Consider the following 23,429-nt stretch of genomic DNA (forward strand, 5'->3'; position numbering starts at 1 on the left):
TTGATGCGGAAGGGGTGGAAACAATGGGCCGACGACGGATCCCCGGAGTTAACCCCCGAAGCCAAGCGCAAATATAAGTTTGACAGTCGTTTTTTAGACGATATGCTTCGCGTTTCCTGGGATACGGCCTTTACCTATGCCGCCAAGGCCATGATTGTGATTGCCACGCGGTATAGTGGCGAGGCCGGCGCGCGACGCCTTCGCGAGCAGGGTTATGCGCCGGAGATGATTGAAATGATGAAGGGCGCTGGAGTGCGCTGCTTCAAGCACCGGGCAGGCATGCCCATTCTCGGGTTCATCGGCAAACACTCCAACACCCGTTTCAACAACAGCGTCCTGCCGTTGCTGGATACATGGATACGCAAGGTCGGGCCGGACCAAGCGCAAGGCGGTCGGTATTGGAACAATTACACCTGGCATGGGGACCAAGATCCCTCACAGCCGTTTTGGAACGGCACGCAAAACTGCGACGTTGACTTGAGCGATATGCGCTTCACGAAGTTCAACACGAGCTGGGGCAAGAATTTCGTCGAGAACAAGATGCCGGAAGCGCACTGGAAGCTCGAATCGATCGAGCGCGGCGCGCGCATCGCGGTGATCACTCCGGAGTACAATCCGACGGCCCAGCGAGCCGACTACTGGATTCCCCTTCGCCCGCAATCGGACGGGGCGTTGTTCCTCGGGGCCTGCAAAATCATTCTCGATGAGAACATGCAGGACATCGACTATCTCAAGCAGTTCACGGATATGCCCCTGTTGGTCCGCACGGATACTCTCCAGTATCTGGACCCACGGGATGTGATCCAGGATTATAAATTCCCTGATTTCTCACACAGTTATTCCGGCCGGATCCAAGCGTTGAAGCCGGAATACATCGAACGGCTAGGCGGTTTCATGGTGTGGGACATGGCCAAGAAGCAGGCCGTCCCGCTTCATCGTGAGCAGGTCGGCTGGCATTTCGATAAGAGCGGGATTGAGCCGGCCTTGACGGGTACCTATCGAGTCAAGCTGCTGAACGGACGCGAAATCGACGCGCTGCCCATCTACCAGCTGTACCTGATCCACCTCCAAGACTACGATCTCGATACCACGCATCAGATCACCCGCTCTCCCAAGGATCTCCTGGTCCGCTGGGCGCGCGACTCGGGCACCATTAAACCAGCCGCGATCCACAACGGCGAAGGAGTCTGTCACTATTTCCATATGACGGCGAACGGGCGGGCGGCTGCCCTTGTCCTGACCTTGACCGGCAATATCGGCAAGTTCGGCTCCGGTTGCCATACCTGGTCCGGCAATTACAAGGTGGGAATTTGGAATGCGACGCCCTGGTCTGGCGTCGGTGGCGGCGTACACTTATCGGAAGATCCCTGGCACATCAATTTGGACGCCAATGCCCATGGGAAAGAAATCAAGTACAGGAACTACTATTACGGCGAAGAGCCTGCGTACTGGAATCACGGGGATACCGCGTTGATTGTCAATACGCCGAAGTATGGACGCAAGGTCTTCACCGGCAAGACCCACATGCCGACGCCGAGCAAGTTCCGTTGGGTCGTCAACGTCAACCTGTTGAACAACGCCAAGCACCATTACGATATGGTGCGGAACGTCGACCCCAACATCGAATGTCTCATCACCCAGGACATCGAAATGACGTCCGACGTCAACCACGCCGACATCGCCTTTGCCGTGAACTCCTGGATGGAATTCACCTATCCGGAAATGACGGCCACCGTGTCGAATCCGTGGGTGCAGATTTGGAAGGGTGGGATCAGGCCGCTGTACGACACGCGGAACGATGCAGATACGTTTGCGGGGGTGGCGGCAAAACTCGCCGAGATCACGGGCGAGAAACGAATGAGAGACGTCTTCCACTTTGTCTATGAGAATCGCGTGGACGTGTATGCACAACGCCTCCTTGACGCATCCAGCACGTTTTACGGCTACAGTGCCGATGTGCTCTTGAAGTCGGAAAAGGGCTGGATGGTGATGGTCAGGACCTATCCGCGACATCCACTCTGGGAGGAGACCAACGAGTCGAAGCCGATGTGGACCAGATCAGGGCGCATCGAGAGCTATCGTATCGAACCGGAAGCCATCGAGTACGGCGAAAACTTTATCTCCCATCGGGAAGGTCCGGAGGCGACGCCCTACTTGCCGAACGCGATCTTCACGACGAACCCCTACGTTCGGCCGGACGACTATGGCATTCCGATTGCGGCCCAACATCACGACGACAAAATGATTAGGAACATCAAGCTTGCGTGGCAGGAAATCAAACGCCACAGCAATCCCTTGTGGGAGAAGGGGTACCAGTTCTACTGCGTGACCCCGAAAACGCGCCATCGCGTGCACAGTCAGTGGTCGGTGAACGACTGGGTGCAGATTTACGAGTCCAACTTCGGCGATCCGTACCGGATGGACAAGCGAACGCCGGGGGTCGGCGAACATCAGGTGCATATCAATCCTCAAGCGGCCAAAGATCGTGGGATCAACGACGGGGACTATGTCTACATCGACGGGAATCCGGTGGACCGGCCTTACCGCGGGTGGAAACCCAGCGATCCCTACTACAAGGTCGCGCGGTTGATGATTCGCGCGAAGTACAATCCGGCCTATCCGTACCACGTCACGATGGCCAAGCATGCGCCCTATGTGTCGACCGCGAAGTCCGTCAAGGGCCATGAAACCCGGCCGGATGGGCGCGCGATCGCGATCGACACCGGGTATCAGTCGAACTTCCGGTATGGCGCGCAGCAGTCCTTTACGCGCAGCTGGCTGATGCCGATGCATCAAACCGACTCGCTCCCCGGTAAATCTGCAAACGGGCTGAAGTTTAAGTGGGGGTTTGAAATCGATCACCACGCGGTCAATACGGTGCCGAAGGAATGTCTCATCCGGATCACCAAGGCGGAAGACGGCGGCATCGGGGCCCGTGGGCCGTGGGAACCGGTCCGGACGGGGTTCACGCCGGGGCAAGAAAACGAGTTCATGATCAAGTGGCTCAAGGGCGAACATATCAAGATTAAAGTCTGAGGAAGACGTGAACCGTGAGGCGTGAACCGTGAAGCGCAGGAGTGGGTCTCCAACGGTTCACGATTCACGCGTAACGAATAACGGTTGCGACTGAAAGGAGCACACGATGCCGGAAGTCTATAATTGGCAGCTGGGCCGCAAGATGTTGTATCCCTACGAGGAACGGCATCCGAAGTGGCAGTTTGCCTTTGTCTTCAACATCAATCGCTGTTTAGCCTGTCAGACCTGCAGCATGGCGGATAAGTCGACCTGGCTCTTTTCCAAAGGGCAGGAATACATGTGGTGGAACAACGTGGAAACCAAGCCCTATGGCGGGTATCCCCAGTTCTACGACGTCAAGATCACGCAGTTGATCGAGCAGGTGAATCCGGGGGGGCAAGTCTGGAACGTTCGGGTGGGGCGGAAACACCATGCGCCCTACGGCGTCTTTGAAGGGATGACCATTTTTGATGCCGGGGCCAAAGTGGGCCAGGCCGCCATCGGCTACATTCCGACGGACCAGGAGTGGCGGTTCGTCAACATCTACGAAGACACGGCCACCTCGATGCGAGCGTTGGTCGAAGGCATCGACAAGACCGGCTTCTCGCGGGATGAGCCGTGGAAAATGACCGGGAGCAGCTTGCCGGAGCACGAGACCTTCTTCTTCTATCTCCAGCGGATTTGCAATCACTGCACCTATCCGGGGTGCTTGGCGGCCTGCCCCCGCAAGGCCATTTACAAGCGGCCGGAGGACGGCATCGTCCTCATCGATCAGAACCGGTGCCGGGGCTACAAGAAGTGCGTCGAGCAGTGTCCCTATAAGAAGCCGATGTATCGCGGGACGACGCGGGTGAGCGAGAAGTGTATCGCCTGTTATCCCCGGATCGAGGGCAAGGATCCGCTGACCGGCGGCGAGCCGATGGAGACGCGCTGTATGGCCGCCTGTGTCGGCAAGATTCGCATGCAGAGCTTGATGCGGATCGGCGAGGACGGCTTGTGGGCGGAAGATCGGTGGCATCCGCTGTACTACGCCATTCGGGTAGAGCAAGTCGCCTTGCCGCTGTACCCGCAATGGGGCACCGAGCCCAATGGCTTCTACATCCCCCCCCGGCATTCCCCGCGGGGCTATGCCCGGCAGATGTTCGGGCCCGGCGTGGACAATGCCATTGAGAAATACTTGGTCCCCAGTCGCGAACTGTTGGCCGTGCTGCAGCTCTGGCGGGCCAGTCAGCAGATTGTGTTCCGCTACGATGTCATCCCGGGGCCCAAAGTCTTTGAAACGCAGATCCACGGGAAGCGGTTCGAAATGTACAACGACACCGTCTTGGGCTTCAATAAGTCGGGCAAGGAAGTGGCCCGGATTCAGGTCGAAGAGCCGATCTACATCCGGCCGGCTGAACGGGTCACCTGGTTATAATCTAACGCAGGTCTTGTGTATAAATGGGGGCGGGGTCCCTTCGAAGAGGCTCCGCCCCCATGTTTTTCAGGAGCCTAAATTCTTAGTGGTCGGATCACACGCTTTCGGATCACATTTTTGAAGAGCTACGTATAGCGATATTTCCCCAAAAACGAATACCCTCAAGTCAAACTCGTCGCCAATTCCCAGCCTTTCAATATACCTACGGATCTTAAATCAGCTAGAGCCAACTATCCCTCTGTATCGGTCTTCTGGCTCAGCAGTACTGCTTCTTCTGTGCGCTTGACGAGACAGGCCATGTCCAGTACAGTTTTCCCATGGTGTCCTTGCTATTGTATTAGGGAGTACTCCCGGCGTGACATCACATCAGCAGCAAGCAGTTCCATTTGCTGCCCAAGCCATTCCATTTGATGAGTTTCTCGCCTCAGGTAAACTCCCAGATGGCTATCTGAATAGTGAATATGTCGCTCAACAATTCGTCGAGCGCCTTGTCCATTATATTCTCAGCGTTCCATCTGGCAGTTATTCCATGGCTCAGTTGAGCCAACTTTTGGAGCAGCTCGATCCACGCACACAGGTTTTTTTCTTCAAACGGCTCAAGGAAACCAGCCCGGATTGCTTAAAGGATTTTGCGTCTCTCTACTATGGTTTCATGAACGAGTTTCATTCGCTCCTATTCACATAAAAAGACCACGACAAAAAATACTCCTTGTCGGCACTCCAAACTGATGTATAATTACGTCTCATTCAAAGGAGAAGGAGTATTATGAATCCATCGTTACAAAGGGCCGTCACCAGTTTTTACAATTTGATTTACGAAGCACAGACCTTTGCCACCGCGATGGCAAGGATCGATACCGCTGAGCAGGAGCATTACGCCGGACGTATTGAAGGCCTCAATTGGGTTCTCGACCGCTGTCAGGAACTAGAGGACATGGACACGAACCTGACGCCTTCTTCTCTCCAGCGCATCCTTGGGGAAGTCAAATCCGATTTGGAACATGAACTTTCCGTTCAGCGAAGAGAAAAGGGACGACGGGCTGATGGGAGGGAGGAAGCCCTCAATTTCGTTGCAGATTATCTATCAAGCCTCATTACAGCCACTGAGATCGAGTCCGCCAAAACCACCGTCTGACCCAGATCCTTTCATATAAACGGGGCGGCTGTCTCTCTTTGGCTCAGAAGAGGCACGGCCCCGCCTTCTCCAGTCAATCCCAGGGAAAACGGAATCGATCACCAGCCACCAGCTTAGGGTATCGTGCCCGGACAGGGCAAGCGCACTTCTTAAAGCGACCTTGACCCCATAATGCCTTCTCAAGGTGTGACGACAGTTGGATCAACCTTCGGCCATACCAATTGCTATGTGGACGCATCATTGGTCTGACTCATGCTAAAACTGATTAAGTCTTGACCAAGACTTCCACTTCTCACTAAGATAAATTCATGTTTCCACCCACGCGCAGACCAGGCAAGCAATGGATTCCTGGGGTTGCCGGACCTCCCCAAAGACGGCAACGCCCTTCCACAAACGCTCCACAAGACCAATTCGGCTCACTCAATGCTTCTCTCCTGTTCTGTCCGCGATGCCGTGCGGCCACTCCGACAAGAGAGCGACTTCTCCTGGTGCTGCCAACGGGAAATCTGTATGAGTATCTCTGCATCCATTGTGGAACCTCGACGGGATCGAAGACGGACCATCCAGCGAACCCCCCTCAGATTGTCGCCCCCTAGCCTCTTCACACCTTCTCCAGTCACGGCCGTAGCATCCGAGACGCTTGCGAATCACTCTTCTTGCATAAGCAACTGAGTTCTTGATCAGAGGTCAATCACAACCCATGAATTCTGACTGAGAAAAGCCGTATCGTCCAAAAAGGCGAGACCCAACGACGGTCATATCACAGGGCATCATGAAAGAGAGCCTAAGCTTTGCGGCTTTGCTAGGACAATCGCCGGTCCGTCACAGAAATGCATGACCAAAAAGGTACGGGAACAGCTGGATCAATGAAGTTGCTCGAGCGGAATGCCTTCTTCAATCAGCATCACTGGAATATGGTCACGGATGGGGTAGAGGATCGCCCGATCGGCGCGAATCAAACCACCGTCGAGCTCGCCGGACACTGGACGTTTTCCCACATTCTTCAATTCGCCTCGGGCCACCGCGGCATTGAGTTTCTGGATGAGAGACTCTTCCGCCAGACTCACCGTCTGTTTCGTCTCAGGGCAACAAAGGATTGCCAAGAGCTCTTTATCAATACTCATGACCATCGATCTCCCGATGTGTAACAACCGGTAGAATAATCGATAGGCATCTCAAGCGCAAGCCGTCAGAACGCACTCCTCATCCTCTATCAGATCTGCTAGACTGAACAGGCATCCTCAAGGGTGTGTCGCTATGATCAAAGCCTTCTCGAAAACATGCATGGCGGGCCTCATTATTCTGGTCCCGGCCTGGACTACGTTCTTAATTCTCACGACGCTCTTTACGACGCTTGACAGCTTGATCGGTCGATACATGTTGGATCCCCTCCCTGGACTCGGCCTGTTCCTCTTGGTGCTTCTGCTCATTCTAGCCGGCATCATCGGTGAACATATGGTCGGTCGAGACTGGTTGGCCAAGCTCGAGCACAGGATTGAGCAGATCCCACTCATCCAGAGCATCTATCTCACGTTGAAAGGCATGACGGATGTCCTGAATTTTCGCTCGCGCTTCGGGCGCAGCAAGGTCGTTGCCTTTCCGTTTCCGCGCGACGGCTGTTGGGCATTGGGATTTGTGATGGGGACGGCGCCTCCATCCGTTCAAGTCGAGCCTTCCCACACCCTGTTCATGGTCTTCGTTCCCACCGCGATTCACCCCTTTACCGGTTTCCTGGCCTTTATCCCGGAACATGCGCTGCGGTCGATCAATCTTCCTGTCGAAGATGCGATGAAAATGGAGTTTTCAGCCGGATTCTATCGTCCCCCAAACGGTTGGCTCGACGCCTCGCCCTCACGTTCCACATGATCTATGACGCTTGAGAGCATCCACATCAGACCAGCGACCAAGGATGACGCGGAGACCATCATCGGATTCAATAGAGCCATGGCACTCGAAACCGAGAATCGCCGGCTCCACCTACCAACACTGCGTCAGGGCATTCTCGCATTCTTAGAAAGTCCCGGGTATGGATCGTATGTCGTGGCGGAACTTCCAGAAGACACAAGATGCAAGCTGGTCGGTCAGCTTATGCTGACCTATGAATGGAGCGACTGGCGGAACGGGGTCTTTTGGTGGATCCAGAGTGTCTACGTCGAACCGGATCGGCGAGGCAGAGGGGTGTTTCGGGCCATGTACACGCATGTCCTGGCCAAGGCGAAAGCCGATCCAGGGGTCTGCGGGATTAGGTTGTATGTGGAACGGGAGAATCGCAGGGCTCAAACCGTGTACCAGCGTGTGGGACTCACTCCGTCCGTATACACGGTATTCGAGCAAGATTTCGTCCTGGGGCATGGGGCCGCCCAGAAATAGACAAGGAGTTCACATGAAAGTCGGTCGCTGTTTGCATGGCTTCGTTATCGCCGCGTTGTTGCTTCAAGGATGTGCCTTCAGTCGAGGGACGCTCGGCGATGACGTCAAAACCGAGATCGTCGCGACTATTCAGAAAGGTACGACGACGAAAACGGAAGTGGTCAACCTGCTGGGCGCGCCGGATCGGTTGCTGCAACTCAACGGACGGGACGTTTTCCACTATTATCGCTACGATGCAAAGGCGGGAAGCCTACTCCTGATCCTCCTCAATTTCACGCGCCTTTCAGTCAAGAGCGATGACGTATTTATCATCATGAATCGTGACGGGATCGTTGAAGACGTCATTTCATCGAAACGCACCGATAGTTTGGGTTTTCGATTTTGGCCATTCGGGGAGTGACGTGAAGCGCGTGGTGAAAAAGACCCTTCCCTCACTCGTGGCGGTGGTGGTGTGTCTGTCATTCATGGGTTGTAATGTGGTTCGTGTGACCCTCAATACGACGCTCACGCCGGAGAACGTCGCATTCATCGTCCCGGGAAAGACCACATTGACCGAGGTCATCACCAAGCTCGGCACACCGGATACCCTCACGGATGCTGACTCAGGGGTTGTCGCGACATACCGGTTCCTCGACCTGAAATATTCACGTGTCAACTTCGGATGGTTGGCGAAACCCTGGACACCCGTGGATCCGGATTTGATCTTTTCACGGACCGGACTTGGGGTCGATGAGTTCCAAGTGTTCTGTAATCCTGACTGGATTGTTGTGCAGCAAGGTTTTCAACGCAGTCTCATCAGACCTCCGTTCCATCCCTATCCCTTTTAACAACACAAACGATCCCCTCCATAATACCTGTAGATAGCAAGTTAAATTGTCCGGTGTATGGAGCACATGATCTGTCCGGTATGTCCTCTCAAATCATGTCAGCTGCGCGCTGAAATGTTTTCGCGCACAATTGACTTAGGAGCAATGATCGGTCGGGCGTCCGATCCATGGGGCGAGCCACGACGACCTGGCTGAGCCTTGTCCGGTTCGATCACCCACCCATCCGACTGATACCGCGCCAAGCACCGTGGGCCATGGAAGACGGCCAACGGGCCATCGGGGTATTCATAGACCCGCACGGTGACTTCCACGGTATTGTCGTTGGGGACGACGCGCTCTTCCTGGACACAGAGCACATCGGCGAGATCAGTCCCAATCCACGGGACGAAGGCCGTGCCCGCTTCAGTCGCCGCCACCTCCTGTAGGATCCGTGCCCGCGTCATGGTGTCCCTCCTTGAGGGCGCACCCTAAACCGGACACTTCATGTGCTACAAAAAGCGAACAGATGATGTGCTAGCCACATCCCCTCCATAATGAATTGCCGCTGTCCTCGACCGCAGCTATAATGGCGGACCGTGGAGCGACCATCTTCCGATCAAGCGGTGCCGTCACAGCCCGATATCACATCCTCCTCCTATATTCCCGCCGATAAAGATACGGAGTTTCTCCAGCGCGATGAGCTTCGGCCGATTCGCATCGGACTCGAACTCCTGAAGCCGGAGCTGATTCAGCGCGAGGAACGCATACACTCAACCATCGTGGTCTTCGGAAGTGCCAGACTGCATGAGCCCACTGTGGCACAACAAGCGCTGCACCAAATCGAAGCGGAAGCCGCCCACAGGCCGAATGATCCCGCGTGCCGGCAGAAAGTCGCCATTGCCAAGCGGCAGCTCGAACTCGCCAAGTATTATGAGATCGCCCGAGAATTCAGCCGGTTGGTTTCGTCGACCTGCCAGATCGACGGCCATTGCGACTATGTCATCGTGACCGGCGGAGGGCCCGGCATCATGGAAGCGGCCAATCGTGGCGCGGCGGATGTGAACGCCAAATCCATCGGGCTCAACATTACCCTGCCGCACGAACAATACCCGAACCCCTACATCACACCCAAGCTGAGCTTTCAGTTTCGCTATTTCGCCATCAGGAAAATGCATTTCCTCATCCGAGCGAAGGCGCTGGTCGCGTTTCCCGGAGGGTTCGGCACACTCGATGAGTTGTTCGAAACGCTCACCTTGCTCCAGACCGGGAAAACTGAGAGCGTGGTCGTCGTTCTGGTAGGACGGGACTTTTGGGGACGTCTGATCAACTGGCAACTGCTGGTCGAATGCGGCCTGATCACACAGCAGGACCTGCAACTGTTTCACTATGCCGAGACAGCTCAGGAAATCTGGGATCTCATCTCACGCCACAATGGAGCACACGCCATATGAAACTCTCATTCCACGGCGCCGCCCGTTCGGTCACCGGGAGTCGACATATGTTAGAGGTGCCGGGGTTCCGCATGCTGTTGGATTGCGGAATGTTTCAGGGCCGCCGGGAGGAGGCATTCAGGCGGAACCGAGACTTCGGGTTTGAACCCAAGTCGCTGGGGGCGGTGCTGCTCTCCCATGCGCACATCGATCATTCCGGAGCACTTCCGGTGCTTCCTCGACAGGGATTTTCAGGAAAAGTCTATCTCACCAGAGCCACGGCTGATTTGGCCGGCATCATGCTCGAAGATTCCGCCCGTGTGCAGGAAAACGACTGCCGCTACGTCAACAAACAAGAGAAGCGGCGCGGGAGAACTTGTATTCAGCCGTTGTATGACGGCAACGATGTTCGGAAAATTGTCAGGACATTTGAAGGCGAACGATACGGAGCTCAACTGAAGCTCGCGCCGCGCGTGATGGCGTCGTTTCATGACGCCGGTCATATCTTGGGATCGGCGGCTATTCGCGTCAAGTATTCGGCACGGGGCAATAGCACCACCGTCTTGTTCAGCGGCGATCTGGGTCGGTCCCACATGCCGATCCTGCGTGATCCCGAACCGCCACCGGCCTGCGATATCCTGATTCTGGAATCCACCTACGGCGATCGCTTGCACGAACAGGCCGGCGAGGAAACGAAAAAGAAGGCCCAGGACCTGATTGCCCACGCGCGGCAACACAAGAGCAAGATCATCGTGCCGGCCTTTGCCGTGGGTCGCACCCAAGAGCTGGTGATGCGGATCAAGGAACTGGTCGGTGAGGGTCGCGTGGACCCCATTCCCATCTATATCGACTCACCGCTGGCTGATAAGGCCACGGAGGTGTTCAAGCGCCACCCGGAATGTTATGACGAAGAGACCATGAAGACCTTCTCATCCGGGGGCGATGTCTTCGCCTCGCGCTACATCCACTTCGTGTCGTCGCAGGAAGACAGCAAGCGGCTCAATGCCATGCGGGGGCCCTGTGTCATCATTTCCTCGTCGGGGATGTGCGAGGGCGGCCGGGTCATTCACCATCTCAAACATGCGATTCTGGACGAGGCGAACATCATCGTGTTTGTCGGCTTTCAAGCGGAACATACACTTGGGCGCAAACTGGTCGAGGGTTGGGATGTGGTCCCGATCTTCGGCGTGCCGACGAAGCGCCGGGCCCAAATCGTCAAGTTCAACGGTCTGTCGGCCCATGCCGATCGCAATGATTTGTTGGCCTACGTGCGAGCGATCACTCCGCAGCCCAGCACCGTCTTCATCGTGCATGGTGAAGAGAAACAGGCCCTCTCCTTGGGCGCGGCGATCCAAGCAGAACATCCGAAGATCGATGTGCGAATTCCGCATCAGGGCAGCACGCATGACGTCTAGCGCCGGGCATTCTATCGAGGCGATAGGACAAGGGATCGCTCGGCTGATCACCCTGTCGTGCCTCACCATCGTGATCGCAGGGTGCGTCTCGCCTGCCACGGCTGAATCACCACAAGAACGTCAACGCCTACGGGATCTTGGCATCGTGATCGGACAGTCTCAGCCCGGCCCTCTGAATGCGATTACCGACGTAGCCGGTGTGAAAGTCGGCCACACGACCCTCATTCAAGGCGAGGGACCGCTTAAGCCGGGCCAAGGTCCCGTCCGCACAGGCGTGACCGTTGTGATTCCTCGCGAGGATGTCTGGCACAAGAAGGTCCCCGCCGGCTCGTTCGTGCTGAACGGCACCGGCGAAATGACCGGCCTCGCATGGGTCGCGGAGTCGGGCTTCCTCGAATATCCCATTGCCCTCACGAACACGCTCAATATCCCCCGCGTGGCGAACGGCGTCATGAGCTGGATGATCATGCGGTATCCGGAGATCGGTATCTCCGATGACACGCTCACACCCGTCGTGGCCGAGTGCGACGACGGCCGATTGAACGACATCCAAGGCCGCCATGTATCCGAACCGGATGTGATCGCGGCGCTCAACGGCGCGAGCAGCGGCCCGGTGAAGGAAGGCACCGTTGGAGCCGGCACGGGCATGATCTCCTATGGATTCAAGGGCGGCATCGGCACCGCATCACGAAAGCTCTCGGAGAAGGAAGGCGGCTACACCATCGGAGTCCTCGTCAATGCGAATCATGGCCGTCGACCGGAATTGGTCATCGCGGGCGTACCGGTGGGAAGACTCTACGAACCATCACGACAGATGTCTGAGGCGCTCTCGCCAGGCCAAAGCGAAGGGTCCATCATCGTCGTCATCGCCACCGATGCGCCGCTCGACAGCCGCCAGCTCACGCGCTTGGCCAAACGCGCGGCGCTCGGCCTGGCCCGCACCGGTTCCACTGCCCGCCACAGCAGCGGTGACTTCATGCTCGCTTTTTCCACCGCCAACGTCATTCCGCATTATCCGAAAGAGCCAATCTACCAGCTGACCCATCTGGCCGATACCCACCTGAACCCGCTCATCACCGCCACGGTCGAGGCCACCGAAGAAGCCATTCTGAACGCCCTCACCATGGCTTCCACGATGACGGGTCGAGACGGCCGGCGGGTCGAGGCCATCGACCTCATGCGCCTCCACACACTTCTGTCCGGTTCGCGAGGAAACTGATCACCTGAGGTTCTGAGCATTTGTTGACCGTCGCATCCTGCGCCCCATTGTAAGGTGAACCAAGCTTGCAAATGTGGCGATTCCCTCGTTATCCTGCGAATGGTACCCTGGAGGAATGGCATGGGCGATTATCAGATCGGTGGCGGGCTCCAACTGCTGACAGCGGTGCAAAAGACAGAAGCCTTTGCCGAGTTCCTCAAGGCACGAATGATTCACGCGCTGGAAACGGAAGATCCGACCGAATTGCATTACCTCCTGGCGCAGGTGGACGATTATCATTCCTATCTGTGGCGCTATTATAAGAAGCTCGCGCAGACCCGAGCCCAGCGGATGGATCCAGGCGTCTGATCCCCCGCTCGCTCCGAGGTTGTGCGATCCACACACATATCGGACTCACCTAATCTGTCCCCATCATGAGGCGCAATCGTGCAATTTGCAGTAGCTCTCTCGAAAACGGCGGAGACGGAATCTGCGGCTCAGGCCGTAGCTGAAGATATTCGAGCGCAGCTGGGTGCCGCGCCGGTCGACCTCGCCTGCGTCTTCTTTTCCGCTCATCATGCGGCCGAGGCCGATCTCTTGGCGCAGGCGCTGACAAGCACGCTTCATCCGAACCTCCTGATCGGCTGCAGTGGAGAGGGGGTCATTGCCGGCGCGGAAGAAGTGGAAACGGCCCCGGCGGTGACCGTTTGGGCCGCGGCCCTTCCCGACGTCCATCTGCACCCATTGCGATTGTCGTTTTCACCGACCCAGGATCAATTTCACCTCTCGGGATGGCCTGAGCCTGGGACTCACGACGCATCGTTCCTCCTGCTCGCCGATCCCTTCACCGCGCCTGTTCAAGACATCCTGGGGATGTTGGAAGAGCGTTACCCTGGAGCGAAGGCGGTCGGAGGACTGGCCGGAGGCGGACAGGAGGCCGGCATGAACCGGCTGGTGCTCAACGACCAGGTCTTCGATGGCGGGCTTGTGGGGGTCCGGCTTTCGGGAGCGGTGGCAATTCGCCCAGTCATTTCTCAAGGCTGCCGCCTGATCGGCGAGCGATTCGTCGTGACGAAGGCGGAGCGCAATCTGCTACATGAACTCGGGGGCGCGCCGGCGTTGGAGCGGTTGCAGGCGGTCTTCGAATCCCTGTCGGAGGAAGACCGGTTACGCGCCAATCGGGCGCTTCACCTCGGGATCGTGATCGATGAACATCGGAACCGGTTCGAACGCGGAGATTTTCTCATTCGCAATCTGCTCGGGGCCGACCGCGCCACCGGCGCCGTCGCGATCGGTGATGTGGTGCAAGAGGGGCAGACGGTGCAGTTCCATCTTCGCGATGCGGACTCAGCCACGGAAGATTTGAACGCCCTGTTGGCGACCGACCGAGCCGGTCATCGGCATCCTGTCCTCGGCGCACTCATGTTCAGCTGTTGCGGCCGTGGTCTGGGGCTCTTTGGACGGCCGAACCATGATGCGGCTGCGACCACGCAACAGCTGGGACCGATTCCGATCGCGGGGTTCTTTGCGCAAGGCGAGATCGGCCCTATTGGCAACCGCAACTTCTTGCACGGGTACACGGCCAGTCTGGCGCTCTTTGCCGAACGGGACCGGTAAGTCCCAGTCCTGGTTGACCCAACCATCCTGACCATGCCATACAGTGTGAGGGAGGAGATCTTATGAAATCATGGTTCTTTTCATCGCTCGTCGTGATGCTGATGCTGATATTCTCATTGGGAGTAGGAGGTTCCATGGCTGAGAGCAATCAGGAAGTCACAACGCCCTCCGGGCTCAAATATGTGGATCAGGTAGTCGGCACCGGAGAGGTGGCGGTCGCCGGCAAGACGGTGAACGTCCATTATACCGGGTGGCTGGAGAACGGGAAAAAATTCGATAGCTCCGTCGATCGTGGACAGCCCTTCTCGTTTCCCCTCGGCGCCGGGCGTGTCATCAAGGGGTGGGATGAAGGGGTCCAGGGCATGAAAGTGGGAGGCAAGCGGAAACTCACGATCTCCTCCGATTTGGGGTACGGCTCGCGCGGTGCCGGCGGAGTGATCCCACCGAACGCCACGCTGATTTTCGACGTCGAGCTCCTCGGAGTCCATTGAACGTCATCAGGTCTATCGGGTCAGAACGTCATCAAGTCCGGGTCTTCGAATTCTCTGACGTGACGGGTTGTCCGACGTTCGACTGATCATTATGAAACAGACTCCGCTGCACGCGTGCCATCGGGCGGCCGGCGCCAAGCTCGTCGACTTCGCGGGATGGGAAATGCCCATCCAGTACAGCGGCGTGGTGGATGAATATCACACCGTCCGCAGCAAGGCCGGTCTCTTCGATGTCAGCCATATGGGCCGACTTGTCCTCGCCGGCTCCGGGGCCGAAGCACTGCTTCAACGCATGACGACGAATGATCTGGCGGCGCTGCGGCCCATGCAGGCGCAGTACTCGATGGTCTGCAACGAGCAGGGCGGCATCAAGGACGACATATTCGTCTATCGATTGGCGAAGGCCGGAGTATTTCTTCTCTGCGTCAATGCGTCGAATCGAGCCAAGATCGTATCCTGGCTGACGGAGCACGGTCAGGCGTTTCCTGATTGTCAAATTTCCGACCGTTCGGCGGAGATCGCGCAAATCGCCTTGCAGGGCCAGGCTGCGCGGGCGATCGTCGCGTCGCTCGGGTTCTCACAACTGGAGCAGCTCAAGCTCAGAGAATCCACGATGGTGCAAGTGGCGGATGTGGAGTGTCTGGTGGCGCGAACGGGTTATACCGGGGAGTTCGGCTATGAGTTCTATGTGTATGGGCCGGCCGACCCAGTCTGGGACAAGCTCCTGCACGCAGGCAAGCCGTTCGGATTGAAGCCGGCTGGTCTGGGTGCGCGAGATCTCTTGCGCCTAGAGATGGGGTATTTGCTCTATGGCAACGATATCGATGAGCGAACGACGCCGATCGAGGCCGGAGCGGAATGGGCCGTGCGGTTCGAGAAAGGGGACTTTATCGGAAAACCTGTCCTGCTGGCTCAAAAGCAAGCAGGCCCGTCCAGGCGCTTCATCGGCTTTGAATTGCTGGAAAAAAGTGTCCCCCGCCACGGGTTCACGATTCTCTCTGTATCCTCACCCCAGACTCCCATCGGAGCAGTCACCAGCGGCAATCTTTCCCCGCTTCTCCAGAAGGGAATTGGCTTGGGGTACGTTGCTGCCGAGTATGCCGAGCCGGGAACGGACCTCTTCATCGACATTCGTGGAAAAGCGGTTCCGGCGAAGGTGGTGAAGCCGGCGTTCTATAAACGTCCCTCGAAGTAAGTGACGCCCTAGTCGGAGGGGTCGCTCCCGGTTCAACCTGCACAGTGCTCAGCCGAGGAGAATCTCGAATGGTTCGCAATATTTACACAGGGAAGGTTGTCACACTGAACGTCGACACCGTGCAATTACCGAACGGTGTGACGGTGGACCTCGAAACCATCCGTCATCCGGGGGCGGCCGCGGTCGTGCCGATCAAAGATGATGGGACCGTGGTCTTAATCCGGCAGTTCCGGCACGCGGCCGGGGGGTTCATTTACGAGATTCCTGCAGGAAAATTATCTCCGGGCGAAGATCCGTTGCATTGCGCGGCACGCGAACTGGAGGAAGAGATCGGCTATCGCGCGGCCTCGTTTGAGTTGCTCTCGAGTATCTTCACGGCTCCGGGGTTTGCGGACGAGGTGATTCATGTCTACAAGGCCACCGGTCTGACACAAGGGCGTCAGCAGTTGGATCACGACGAAGTGCTTGAGATCGTCGAAATGTCGCTGGAACAAGCGATCACAAGAATTCAGGACGGCACAATCCGAGATGGGAAAACGATCGTGGGATTACAAGCCGTCCATATCATGTCGAACTCGACTCGTCGCTGACCAGGTAGTGTGCCGACGGAAGTTGAGGAAGTCGGTCAGGCCTGTCTGAGAGTATCCGCGGTAACGACTCCGTACAATAATTTGGGGGCACCTCCACACGATGTGGAAGTGCCCCTAAAGTTCCAACCTCACCAGACGGAGTCTTATTTTCCGCCCTTCTCGTCCTTCTTATCGCCAAAGGTGTCCGCATGGCCACCTTTCTTCTCTTCTTTCTTATCGCCGAAAGTCTCGTCGGCCTTGCCATCCTTCTTCTTCTCTTCAGCCATCACCACATGGCCGCCCTTCTTCTCTTCCTTCTTGTCTCCGGCGAACGCGGGCGCGCTGAAGGTTACCGCCACCGCCACTGCCATTACTGCCATTAACATGCTCTTCATCATGGATATCCTCCTTGTTTGCTGGTTTGTGTACCGACTATTGGGCACCTATCGAAATAGGTGAGCAAGCTTGGTGCCATGCTTTCCTTTTCCGCCTCCCGGCTCTATAACGTTGAGGAATCATGAAGTCTTCGTGCAGTGCCACGGTCCTCTACGCGCGGTTGGCAGAAGGTTTTTTGGGGTGAATTCTTGGGGCAGAATGGAGTCAGCCTCAACTAAACCGCCTCACGATGGTTTGCCGGACTCCTGCGAACCTGTCGTATTTCACAGCAAGACAGAATCGTGCTATCTTCCGTCCCCTAGGCTGGAACGCTTTTTCTGACCCGAGCTCTATTTGTAGGGTGCGCGAAAGCCAGGTATCTGGGAATGGGAATTCCGGTCAACGTGCCATGCGCTGACCACTCCCGTCGATCTTCAACAAAGGAGAACTGTGCCGATGTTACTCACTGGTAAAAAAGGACTCGTGATCGGCGTGGCCAATAAGCACAGCATCGCCTGGGCCATCGCCCAATCGGTTGCCGGTCAAGGAGCTCAGCTCCTCTTCAATTATCAAAACGAACGGCTGAAGCAAAACGTGGAGGAGTTGGCCGCCACCTTGCCCGGCTCGAAGGCGTTTCCCTGCGATGTGAGCAACGACGGAGAGATTACGTCGCTCATGCAGCAGGTTCAAAAGGAAGTCGGTCAGATCGATTTCCTCGTCCACTCCCTGGCGTTCGCGCCTCGAGAAGAGCTGAGCGGACAATTCGTGAATACCAGTCGGCAAGGGTTTGCAATGGCGCTCGACATCAGCGCCTATTCGCTCGTGGCCGTCACCAGGGCCGCCTTGCCGTTGATGACCGCCGGGGGCTCCATCATCACACTCACCTATCTGGGAAGCGAACGCGTTGTGCCTCATTATAACGTGATGGGTGTCGCCAAAGCCGCGCTGGAGGCCACGGTCCGCTATTTGGCCTATGATCTCGGCCGTCTGAATGTCCGGGTGAATGCGATCTCTGCCGGGCCGATCAAGACCCTCGCCGCCCGTGGCGTCTCCGGGATCACGAAGATGGTCGATCTCCATAAGGAGTTTGCGCCGCTCCGTCGTCCGACCGAACAGGGTGAGGTCGGCGACACGGCCTTGTTCCTGGTCAGCTCCTTGGGGCGGGGCATTACCGGGGAAGTGATTTACGTTGATGGCGGATTCAACATTCTGGGCATGATGGCTCCCGATGAACAGGTTGGTTCCTGAGCGCACGTTTTGTAGGGATGTTGACGAATGGTGCATATACCGAAGAGAATCAGCCGTGCAAAGGGGGATGGTGACGATCAGTCGCATCTCGCGTGACGGTGGTAGAATTAGGACGACGGGTCGATCGAAAGGCAATCTCCGGTAACAGCGCAGCTCATCATGCGGATAACGTCATTTCTTCTGGTAGGCATCGTCTCGAGTGGCGTTTCTCTCGTTACGATGTCAGCGTCGGCACAAGACGCGCACCCGTCCCTTGCGAAACAGGCGCTTGAAGAGTGCGCCAAAGGAAGACTCGCGACTGAGCGTGAGAAGCGGCAGGCGCATTTTCAACAAGGACAGAGTTTAGGCGAACGGGCGGTCGCGGCCGATGAAGGGAATGCCGATGCCCACTTTGCGCTGTTTTGCAACCTGGGAGAGCTGCTCCGCATCGACGGAGAATCCCTCACCTCGCTCTTCGGACTTCGCCGCATGATGCACGAACTCGACCGGGCTCTCGAGATCAATCCAGCCCATATCGACGCGCTCTCGGCGAAAGGGACCTTGTTGGTGAAGCTGCCGAGCCTCTTGGGGGGCGATGCCGAGAAAGGGGAGGCGCTCTTAGAACATGTTGTGAACAAGGCGCCGAAAGCCGTCAATGCTCGACTATCTCTTGCCAAAGTGCGGTGCGAGCATGGCCGACATCAGGAAGCCGTCACGCTGGCGACAGATGCCCTCGTCCTCGCTCAACAACACGACCGGGCCGACTTTATCCCCGAAGCGCGAGCGGTACTCGAGCAGCTCCAGGCCAATGCCGCTAAAGCCGGCTACAAAGCTCAATTCTAATCTTCTGCCGCCACATCGGTCTTGATCGCGTCCGGAGCAAGACCCATCGAGTGTTCTCCGCAACGTCTTCACGGGTCCTCGCCGCTTCTTCGACGCAATTCGTCGATCGTGAACACTCCGAAATCTCACGCCTGCATGCATGTCATGATTGACTGAGTCCGGAGGAGATCGCACTCGTCGAAATGAAGGTAAATTTGAGCCGATCATTGCGGGCTCGTCGTGAGGCTCGTGGGCTTTCTCAGCTGGCCCTCGCAAAGCGACTTCGATCGAGCCAATCTCGCGTGGAAAAGATGGAGGCAGCAGACCGGACTGTTTCGATTGATTTGCTGATACGCGGCCTCGTGATTCTCGGCGCAAGACCGCGAGACATCGCACAAGCTCTTGGCCGAGAGACCGGTGCCGCGGCCTAATCTACTTGCTAGTCAAGAGTTCTTCGCAATGCCTTGAGACGTCCCTGCCGTTTCTTTCCCTCAATCCGCCGATTCTGCGAACCCTTCGTCGGCTTGGTCGGCCTTCGCTTCTTGCGCAGGATCGCCACGCTCTGAATCAACAGGCGCAGTCGATCCAAGGCATCCTCGCGGTTACGCTCCTGGGTTCTGTGTTGTTGCGCTTTGATGGTAATCACGCCGTCGGCGGAAATGCGGTGATCTTGAAGCTTCAGCAGTTCCTCTTTATAGAATGGCGGCAGGGAAGAGGCACGAATATCGAACCGTAGATGTATGGCGGTCGAGACCTTGTTGACGTTTTGCCCGCCGGCGCCTTGCGACCGTATGGCGTGTATGTCGATCTCGTGATCCGGGACAGCGATAGACGATGAAACACGCAGCATGATGAGTAGCTAGCACAATCTCGTGACAGGTGGCAATCTCCGGCACCCACTGGTGGGAGTCACAAAATTTTTAGCTGGCGTTTCTTGTGCGGGAAGAGGTACAAAATTGGCCCAAGACGAAGCAAGGACCTGCCGACCTCAGCCCGACAAGAACCCATGGTGAGGTGAGGATTGCGGAGAAGGCTCGCCCTTGCCTCGGGAACAACGTGCGGGGTTTTCTCGAGTGTCGGACATGCGCCCGCTTGAGGAGGAATCATGCAGCGTGCAACGGCCAATAAACGAATGCGCAAGTGGGGACGACGGATCGCAATCGTGACCATCGCCTGGAGTCTTCTGATCGGAGGAGAAACCTTTGCTCAATCCACCTCGACATTCAACCAGGACTTTCGCCTCTGGGCACCGGTTTTCCTCACGGTGAAGCTGCCCTCATCCTTTCTTGCCTACATGGAAGTCAACACCCGCTTCGCGGATCTAGACGATGCCGGCCATATCGATCAACTGCTGCTCCGTCCGGCGCTTGGCTATCAACTGACGGATAATCTCTCCATTTGGCAAGGCTACGCGTGGGTCGGCAACTTTAATCAGCCGCATACCCCACCGCAGTCTTCCTTCTTCGAAGAAAGCCGGATCTATCAACAGATCAACTATGCGAGCAAATTCGAATCCTTCAGGATTCTCAGCCGCTTCCGCCTTGAGGAACGTTGGATCGAACATGCCGACGGTACTGCTCTGAGGTTCCGTCTGATGCTGCGGGGGGTGTACCCGTTGCCGTTTGCTCCTGAATGGGCGCTCGCGACCTACGACGAAATCTTTGTCAACCTCAACACGGTCGGCACGCGCGGGCCCGAGGCGGGTTTTGATCAAAATCGATTCTTTCTCGGCATCAATCGCACGTTTTCAAAATATTTCAATATGGACTTCGGTTACCAAAATCAGCTCCTCAACAGCCGGTCGATTCCCGACCTTGCGAACCAGATGAACCATGTCATCTTATTCCAGTTTTACATCAATCTGTAATCTCTTGAGGCGCAATGCACTATTTCCTCGATCCTCAAGACCACACTAGGCCCGGAAAAGAAGTTGTCGGCAACTGCGGGCCGATCCGAGAACGATCAGGCAGGGCATCCTGACCGCCAAATATTCAAGCCGATGTCTGTTCTTGCGCGTAATTGGGTGACATGCACCAGCTTTACGGGACCAACCCGTAAAGCTGGTGAAGTGATCAGAGAGGAAAAGACCGGCGAATCCCTATAGACGGTAACATGCTCTGTGAATCTGTCGAGATCTTCCATGCAGGATCGAGATGGATGTCCGTAACATAGCCTTCGTGCGACGACATACTTATTTTTTCGTCGCGGTCGTTGTAGTTGGGAGATTCGTCTCCAGCACGAAGCGTTTATGCAAAGGTTGCGTCGGTCGCGCATTGTCGTGTTTCACGAGAGCGCGAAACTTTTTGATCTGTTCAGCGGAGACCTCGATGGGGTCTTGCATAACCGCCCAAATAACACCTTCGGAACAGGGCGGCGTGGTAAAGGAACCGGAGTAGCGATAGTAGGATTTCCGCTCAGGCAAGAGGTTCATCGGATTGACGGTGTGATTATGGTCGTCATTGACTTCTCCCACCTTGGTGGGCGCATGCTCCAAGAAGGTTTCGAAAAACTGATTGTGTTTGCCTTCTTCCATAAAGACGGCAACCACCGCCACCTCATGACGCTCGTTGTGATGCACCAGATGCAGTTCCATCGGGTAATGCTTCTGATCTATCGTGTGCTCACTCGGAACATGGAAATGGAACTGTTCAAGTAAGTAGAGGTCCTCGTCGAACACGATGGTGCTGTCCTTATCAAAATGGAGGACCGTCTGTCCGTGTTTGGGATAACGGGATTTGACCGTTTCTGAAAGCGGCTCGACTTCTTGTAATGTATGTCCATTATTCACCACATGAAAAGGAGCATCTCGATAAGAAAACTGAATGTCGTCGAGCGTCGTCTTATGAGCGCGCAACAAATCGATCGGTGATTGGGCCATGCCTTTTTCACAGATGGAGAACTCGGGCCCAAGCTCGCTCCAATGAAGCGGTCCATGAGGACCATCATATCCCCATGTGCTATGCCCTGTTTCTCCCGCATGCACGCATGCGACCGGCAGCGTCAACGTCAGCATGATCAGCAGGCTTCTGATCGAAATCCTCATCATACTCGAGTGACTCGATACGGCAACCATTGATCCCTTCATGACATTCCTCCCCCTTCTATGCGGATTGACCACTGAGTCATCTGTCGACAACCAATCTTGAAGTGAAACTGTTGCTACCCGGGGCGCAATTATAGGTTCGCGTCGATCCATTTCTCAATAGTTTACCTGTAGGATTCGCCTGGGTAAATCGTATAAAGATCGGTATACGAACTAATTCAGGAATAGAAGATCAGGACTTTCGTGGCATGGCTGTTCGTCGACGTCGATTGAACAAACGAAGCAGGTGATCTCCATAGCGAGAGGCTTATGAAGCCTCTCCATTTCTCAACTCAGTCCCTTCCCTGTGCCTTTGTGACATACCATGCCAGGCTGTCACGAATCCATTTCTGATTTCCCGCCATATCGGATAGGACCATAGGCGAAATCGTTGACGAATTCTTTCAGGCGATAGGCCGCAAGGAGCTTCTCAGATGGCATCGGGCTTGCTGTTGCTCATAACAGGCGGTTCAGAAATCCAGGAAGTCGTTCCGACCGAGGCTCAGGTGGCGGCTGTCTCACGAAGGAGCCGATATGGAATTGACGCCATACATATTGATCCATGATCAGGGCGAATGGTGCGGTTATCGAAAAGACCATCCGAACTATCGGGTGCATGGAAAGTCGTTCGAAGATCTGCGATTGAAGCTCTATCGAATGCTTCTCGATATAAGTTGTTCAACGTCCTCTCCCGGCGGTTCCAACACGACAGGCTGTACTGCTATTGGCCACGACCAATTTCTCAAATTACGTAATGAGGGGTAAGACAATGGCGGACACGAGATATTCAAAGAAACAGATTGCCACCACGCGACGACAACGACAAATTGAGCTGGCCGACAAAAGGCTGCGCAAGCTTCTGGCGGATCTCTCTTTTGACGAGATCATCGTGCTGCAAGAGTTATGGGAGAGACAACACCAAGCGATCGGGGCAAAACGGACTTTCAATTAGGAGCACCGCCATTGAATCGCGCCACGATCCTCGGCAGTTTCAATGCGTAAAACGAACGAGTCGGCATCAAGATCGGATGAATGAGATCGGACGGATGAACAGCTGTCGCTCTGTCAATTCTACTGCTTTTGACGCCGGAGCATCCGACATGAACGGCTCAATGACTCAACATTCCAGCGTGAGTAGAGCACGCCGGCGGCCGGAACATCACGAAGGAAGCGACATGTGTGGGACGTTGTAGAAGGTTCATGATGGCTGAGTGAAGGAGCGCGTGCGGCATGGCTATTCCGCTTGCTCTGTGACCATCCGCACG

Annotated in this window: 26 protein-coding genes; 21 read left to right on the forward strand and 5 right to left on the reverse strand. The window is 56.1% G+C overall.

The window, feature by feature from the left end; translation table 11 throughout:
* The 4 genes from COMA2_RS11055 to COMA2_RS11070 form a co-directional block, all read left to right on the forward strand.
* The coding region (locus COMA2_RS11055; protein ID WP_090897821.1) for a molybdopterin-dependent oxidoreductase at positions 1-3,036 on the forward strand (3,036 nt) is incomplete at its 5' end.
* A 106-nt stretch (positions 3,037-3,142) separates the two neighbouring features.
* Complete coding sequence (locus COMA2_RS11060; protein WP_090895909.1) at positions 3,143-4,432, forward strand: 4Fe-4S dicluster domain-containing protein; 1,290 nt, start codon at positions 3,143-3,145, stop codon at positions 4,430-4,432.
* 355 nt (positions 4,433-4,787) lie between these two features.
* Positions 4,788-5,117: a hypothetical protein gene (locus tag COMA2_RS11065; RefSeq protein WP_090897824.1), complete on the forward strand. Its 330-nt coding sequence runs from the start codon at positions 4,788-4,790 to the stop codon at positions 5,115-5,117.
* Positions 5,118-5,198: 81 nt separating this feature from the next.
* Positions 5,199-5,567 carry a hypothetical protein gene (locus COMA2_RS11070; RefSeq protein WP_090897827.1) on the forward strand — a complete coding sequence of 123 codons (369 nt, stop codon included), beginning with the start codon at positions 5,199-5,201 and terminating at the stop codon, positions 5,565-5,567.
* An 863-nt stretch (positions 5,568-6,430) separates the two neighbouring features.
* On the opposite strand, the gene COMA2_RS11075 is transcribed toward COMA2_RS11070, so the two are convergent.
* Positions 6,431-6,691, reverse strand: coding sequence for a Trm112 family protein (locus COMA2_RS11075; RefSeq protein WP_139077284.1), 261 nt, complete (start codon positions 6,689-6,691; stop codon positions 6,431-6,433).
* Between the two features lie 133 nt (positions 6,692-6,824).
* Here COMA2_RS11075 and COMA2_RS11080 point away from each other — a divergent pair, with 133 nt between their 5' ends.
* Genes COMA2_RS11080 through COMA2_RS11095 form a run of 4 tightly spaced genes read left to right on the forward strand, consistent with a single transcriptional unit; the run spans position 6,825 to position 8,764 of the window.
* Entirely contained in the window at positions 6,825-7,433 is a 609-nt protein-coding gene (locus tag COMA2_RS11080; protein ID WP_090897832.1) for a DUF502 domain-containing protein, read from the forward strand.
* A gap of 3 nt (positions 7,434-7,436) precedes the next feature.
* Complete coding sequence (locus COMA2_RS11085) at positions 7,437-7,937, forward strand: GNAT family N-acetyltransferase (RefSeq protein ID WP_090897835.1); 501 nt, start codon at positions 7,437-7,439, stop codon at positions 7,935-7,937.
* 13 nt (positions 7,938-7,950) lie between these two features.
* Positions 7,951-8,337: a hypothetical protein gene (locus tag COMA2_RS11090; protein WP_090897838.1), complete on the forward strand. Its 387-nt coding sequence runs from the start codon at positions 7,951-7,953 to the stop codon at positions 8,335-8,337.
* A gap of 1 nt (position 8,338) precedes the next feature.
* Positions 8,339-8,764, forward strand: a complete 426-nt coding sequence (locus COMA2_RS11095; RefSeq protein WP_090897841.1) for a hypothetical protein — start codon at positions 8,339-8,341, stop codon at positions 8,762-8,764.
* A 98-nt stretch (positions 8,765-8,862) separates the two neighbouring features.
* Here COMA2_RS11095 and COMA2_RS20185 read toward each other — a convergent pair whose 3' ends face one another.
* The gene (locus COMA2_RS20185) at positions 8,863-9,207 is read right to left on the reverse strand and encodes a hypothetical protein (RefSeq protein WP_175304542.1); all 345 of its coding nucleotides are present in this window, start codon (positions 9,205-9,207) and stop codon (positions 8,863-8,865) included.
* 132 nt (positions 9,208-9,339) lie between these two features.
* Between COMA2_RS20185 and COMA2_RS11105 the strand changes: the two genes are divergently transcribed.
* From COMA2_RS11105 to COMA2_RS11140, 8 genes are all read left to right on the forward strand, one after another.
* Positions 9,340-10,194, forward strand: coding sequence for an LOG family protein (locus tag COMA2_RS11105; RefSeq protein WP_090897844.1), 855 nt, complete (start codon positions 9,340-9,342; stop codon positions 10,192-10,194).
* The gene (locus COMA2_RS11110) at positions 10,191-11,588 is read left to right on the forward strand and encodes an MBL fold metallo-hydrolase RNA specificity domain-containing protein (protein WP_175304543.1); all 1,398 of its coding nucleotides are present in this window, start codon (positions 10,191-10,193) and stop codon (positions 11,586-11,588) included. Before COMA2_RS11105 ends, COMA2_RS11110 begins: the two co-directional genes overlap by 4 nt.
* Positions 11,578-12,807: a DmpA family aminopeptidase gene (locus tag COMA2_RS11115; RefSeq protein ID WP_090897850.1), complete on the forward strand. Its 1,230-nt coding sequence runs from the start codon at positions 11,578-11,580 to the stop codon at positions 12,805-12,807. The genes COMA2_RS11110 and COMA2_RS11115 overlap by 11 nt, the downstream gene beginning before the upstream one ends.
* Before the next feature lie 120 nt (positions 12,808-12,927).
* The gene (locus COMA2_RS11120; protein WP_090897854.1) at positions 12,928-13,155 is read left to right on the forward strand and encodes a hypothetical protein; all 228 of its coding nucleotides are present in this window, start codon (positions 12,928-12,930) and stop codon (positions 13,153-13,155) included.
* Between the two features lie 78 nt (positions 13,156-13,233).
* Complete coding sequence (locus COMA2_RS11125; protein WP_090897857.1) at positions 13,234-14,403, forward strand: FIST signal transduction protein; 1,170 nt, start codon at positions 13,234-13,236, stop codon at positions 14,401-14,403.
* A gap of 134 nt (positions 14,404-14,537) precedes the next feature.
* Positions 14,538-14,894 carry an FKBP-type peptidyl-prolyl cis-trans isomerase gene (locus COMA2_RS11130; RefSeq protein WP_090897951.1) on the forward strand — a complete coding sequence of 119 codons (357 nt, stop codon included), beginning with the start codon at positions 14,538-14,540 and terminating at the stop codon, positions 14,892-14,894.
* A gap of 91 nt (positions 14,895-14,985) precedes the next feature.
* Complete coding sequence (gene gcvT / locus COMA2_RS11135; RefSeq protein WP_090897860.1) at positions 14,986-16,089, forward strand: glycine cleavage system aminomethyltransferase GcvT; 1,104 nt, start codon at positions 14,986-14,988, stop codon at positions 16,087-16,089.
* A gap of 68 nt (positions 16,090-16,157) precedes the next feature.
* On the forward strand, positions 16,158-16,679 hold the full coding sequence (locus COMA2_RS11140) for an NUDIX domain-containing protein (protein WP_090897863.1): 522 nt from the start codon (positions 16,158-16,160) through the stop codon (positions 16,677-16,679).
* A 143-nt stretch (positions 16,680-16,822) separates the two neighbouring features.
* Here COMA2_RS11140 and COMA2_RS11145 read toward each other — a convergent pair whose 3' ends face one another.
* The gene (locus COMA2_RS11145; protein ID WP_245630972.1) at positions 16,823-17,056 is read right to left on the reverse strand and encodes a hypothetical protein; all 234 of its coding nucleotides are present in this window, start codon (positions 17,054-17,056) and stop codon (positions 16,823-16,825) included.
* Between the two features lie 433 nt (positions 17,057-17,489).
* Here COMA2_RS11145 and COMA2_RS11150 point away from each other — a divergent pair, with 433 nt between their 5' ends.
* The 3 genes from COMA2_RS11150 to COMA2_RS21100 all read left to right on the forward strand — a co-directional run bounded on the left by COMA2_RS11150 (position 17,490) and on the right by COMA2_RS21100 (position 19,513).
* Positions 17,490-18,281 carry an enoyl-ACP reductase FabI gene (locus COMA2_RS11150; protein ID WP_090897866.1) on the forward strand — a complete coding sequence of 264 codons (792 nt, stop codon included), beginning with the start codon at positions 17,490-17,492 and terminating at the stop codon, positions 18,279-18,281.
* Positions 18,282-18,500: 219 nt separating this feature from the next.
* Positions 18,501-19,103 (forward strand): tetratricopeptide repeat protein, encoded by a 603-nt coding sequence (locus tag COMA2_RS11155; RefSeq protein ID WP_139077286.1) that lies wholly within the window; start codon positions 18,501-18,503, stop codon positions 19,101-19,103.
* Positions 19,104-19,285: 182 nt separating this feature from the next.
* Positions 19,286-19,513 carry a helix-turn-helix domain-containing protein gene (locus COMA2_RS21100; protein WP_090897871.1) on the forward strand — a complete coding sequence of 76 codons (228 nt, stop codon included), beginning with the start codon at positions 19,286-19,288 and terminating at the stop codon, positions 19,511-19,513.
* Positions 19,514-19,521: 8 nt separating this feature from the next.
* Here COMA2_RS21100 and arfB read toward each other — a convergent pair whose 3' ends face one another.
* Entirely contained in the window at positions 19,522-19,932 is a 411-nt protein-coding gene (gene arfB, locus COMA2_RS11165; protein WP_090897874.1) for an alternative ribosome rescue aminoacyl-tRNA hydrolase ArfB, read from the reverse strand.
* Between the two features lie 255 nt (positions 19,933-20,187).
* Between arfB and COMA2_RS11170 the strand changes: the two genes are divergently transcribed.
* A complete protein-coding gene (locus tag COMA2_RS11170) occupies positions 20,188-20,949 on the forward strand; it encodes a DUF2490 domain-containing protein (RefSeq protein WP_090897877.1) in 762 nt (253 codons plus the stop codon).
* Positions 20,950-21,273: 324 nt separating this feature from the next.
* On the opposite strand, the gene COMA2_RS11175 is transcribed toward COMA2_RS11170, so the two are convergent.
* A complete protein-coding gene (locus COMA2_RS11175) occupies positions 21,274-22,128 on the reverse strand; it encodes a carbonic anhydrase (protein ID WP_217490714.1) in 855 nt (284 codons plus the stop codon).
* Between the two features lie 805 nt (positions 22,129-22,933).
* Here COMA2_RS11175 and COMA2_RS20190 point away from each other — a divergent pair.
* Entirely contained in the window at positions 22,934-23,116 is a 183-nt protein-coding gene (locus COMA2_RS20190; RefSeq protein WP_090897886.1) for a hypothetical protein, read from the forward strand.
* The last annotated feature ends 313 nt before the right edge of the window (positions 23,117-23,429 follow it).

Source organism: Candidatus Nitrospira nitrificans, assembly GCF_001458775.1.
Taxonomy (GTDB): domain Bacteria; phylum Nitrospirota; class Nitrospiria; order Nitrospirales; family Nitrospiraceae; genus Nitrospira_D; species Nitrospira_D nitrificans.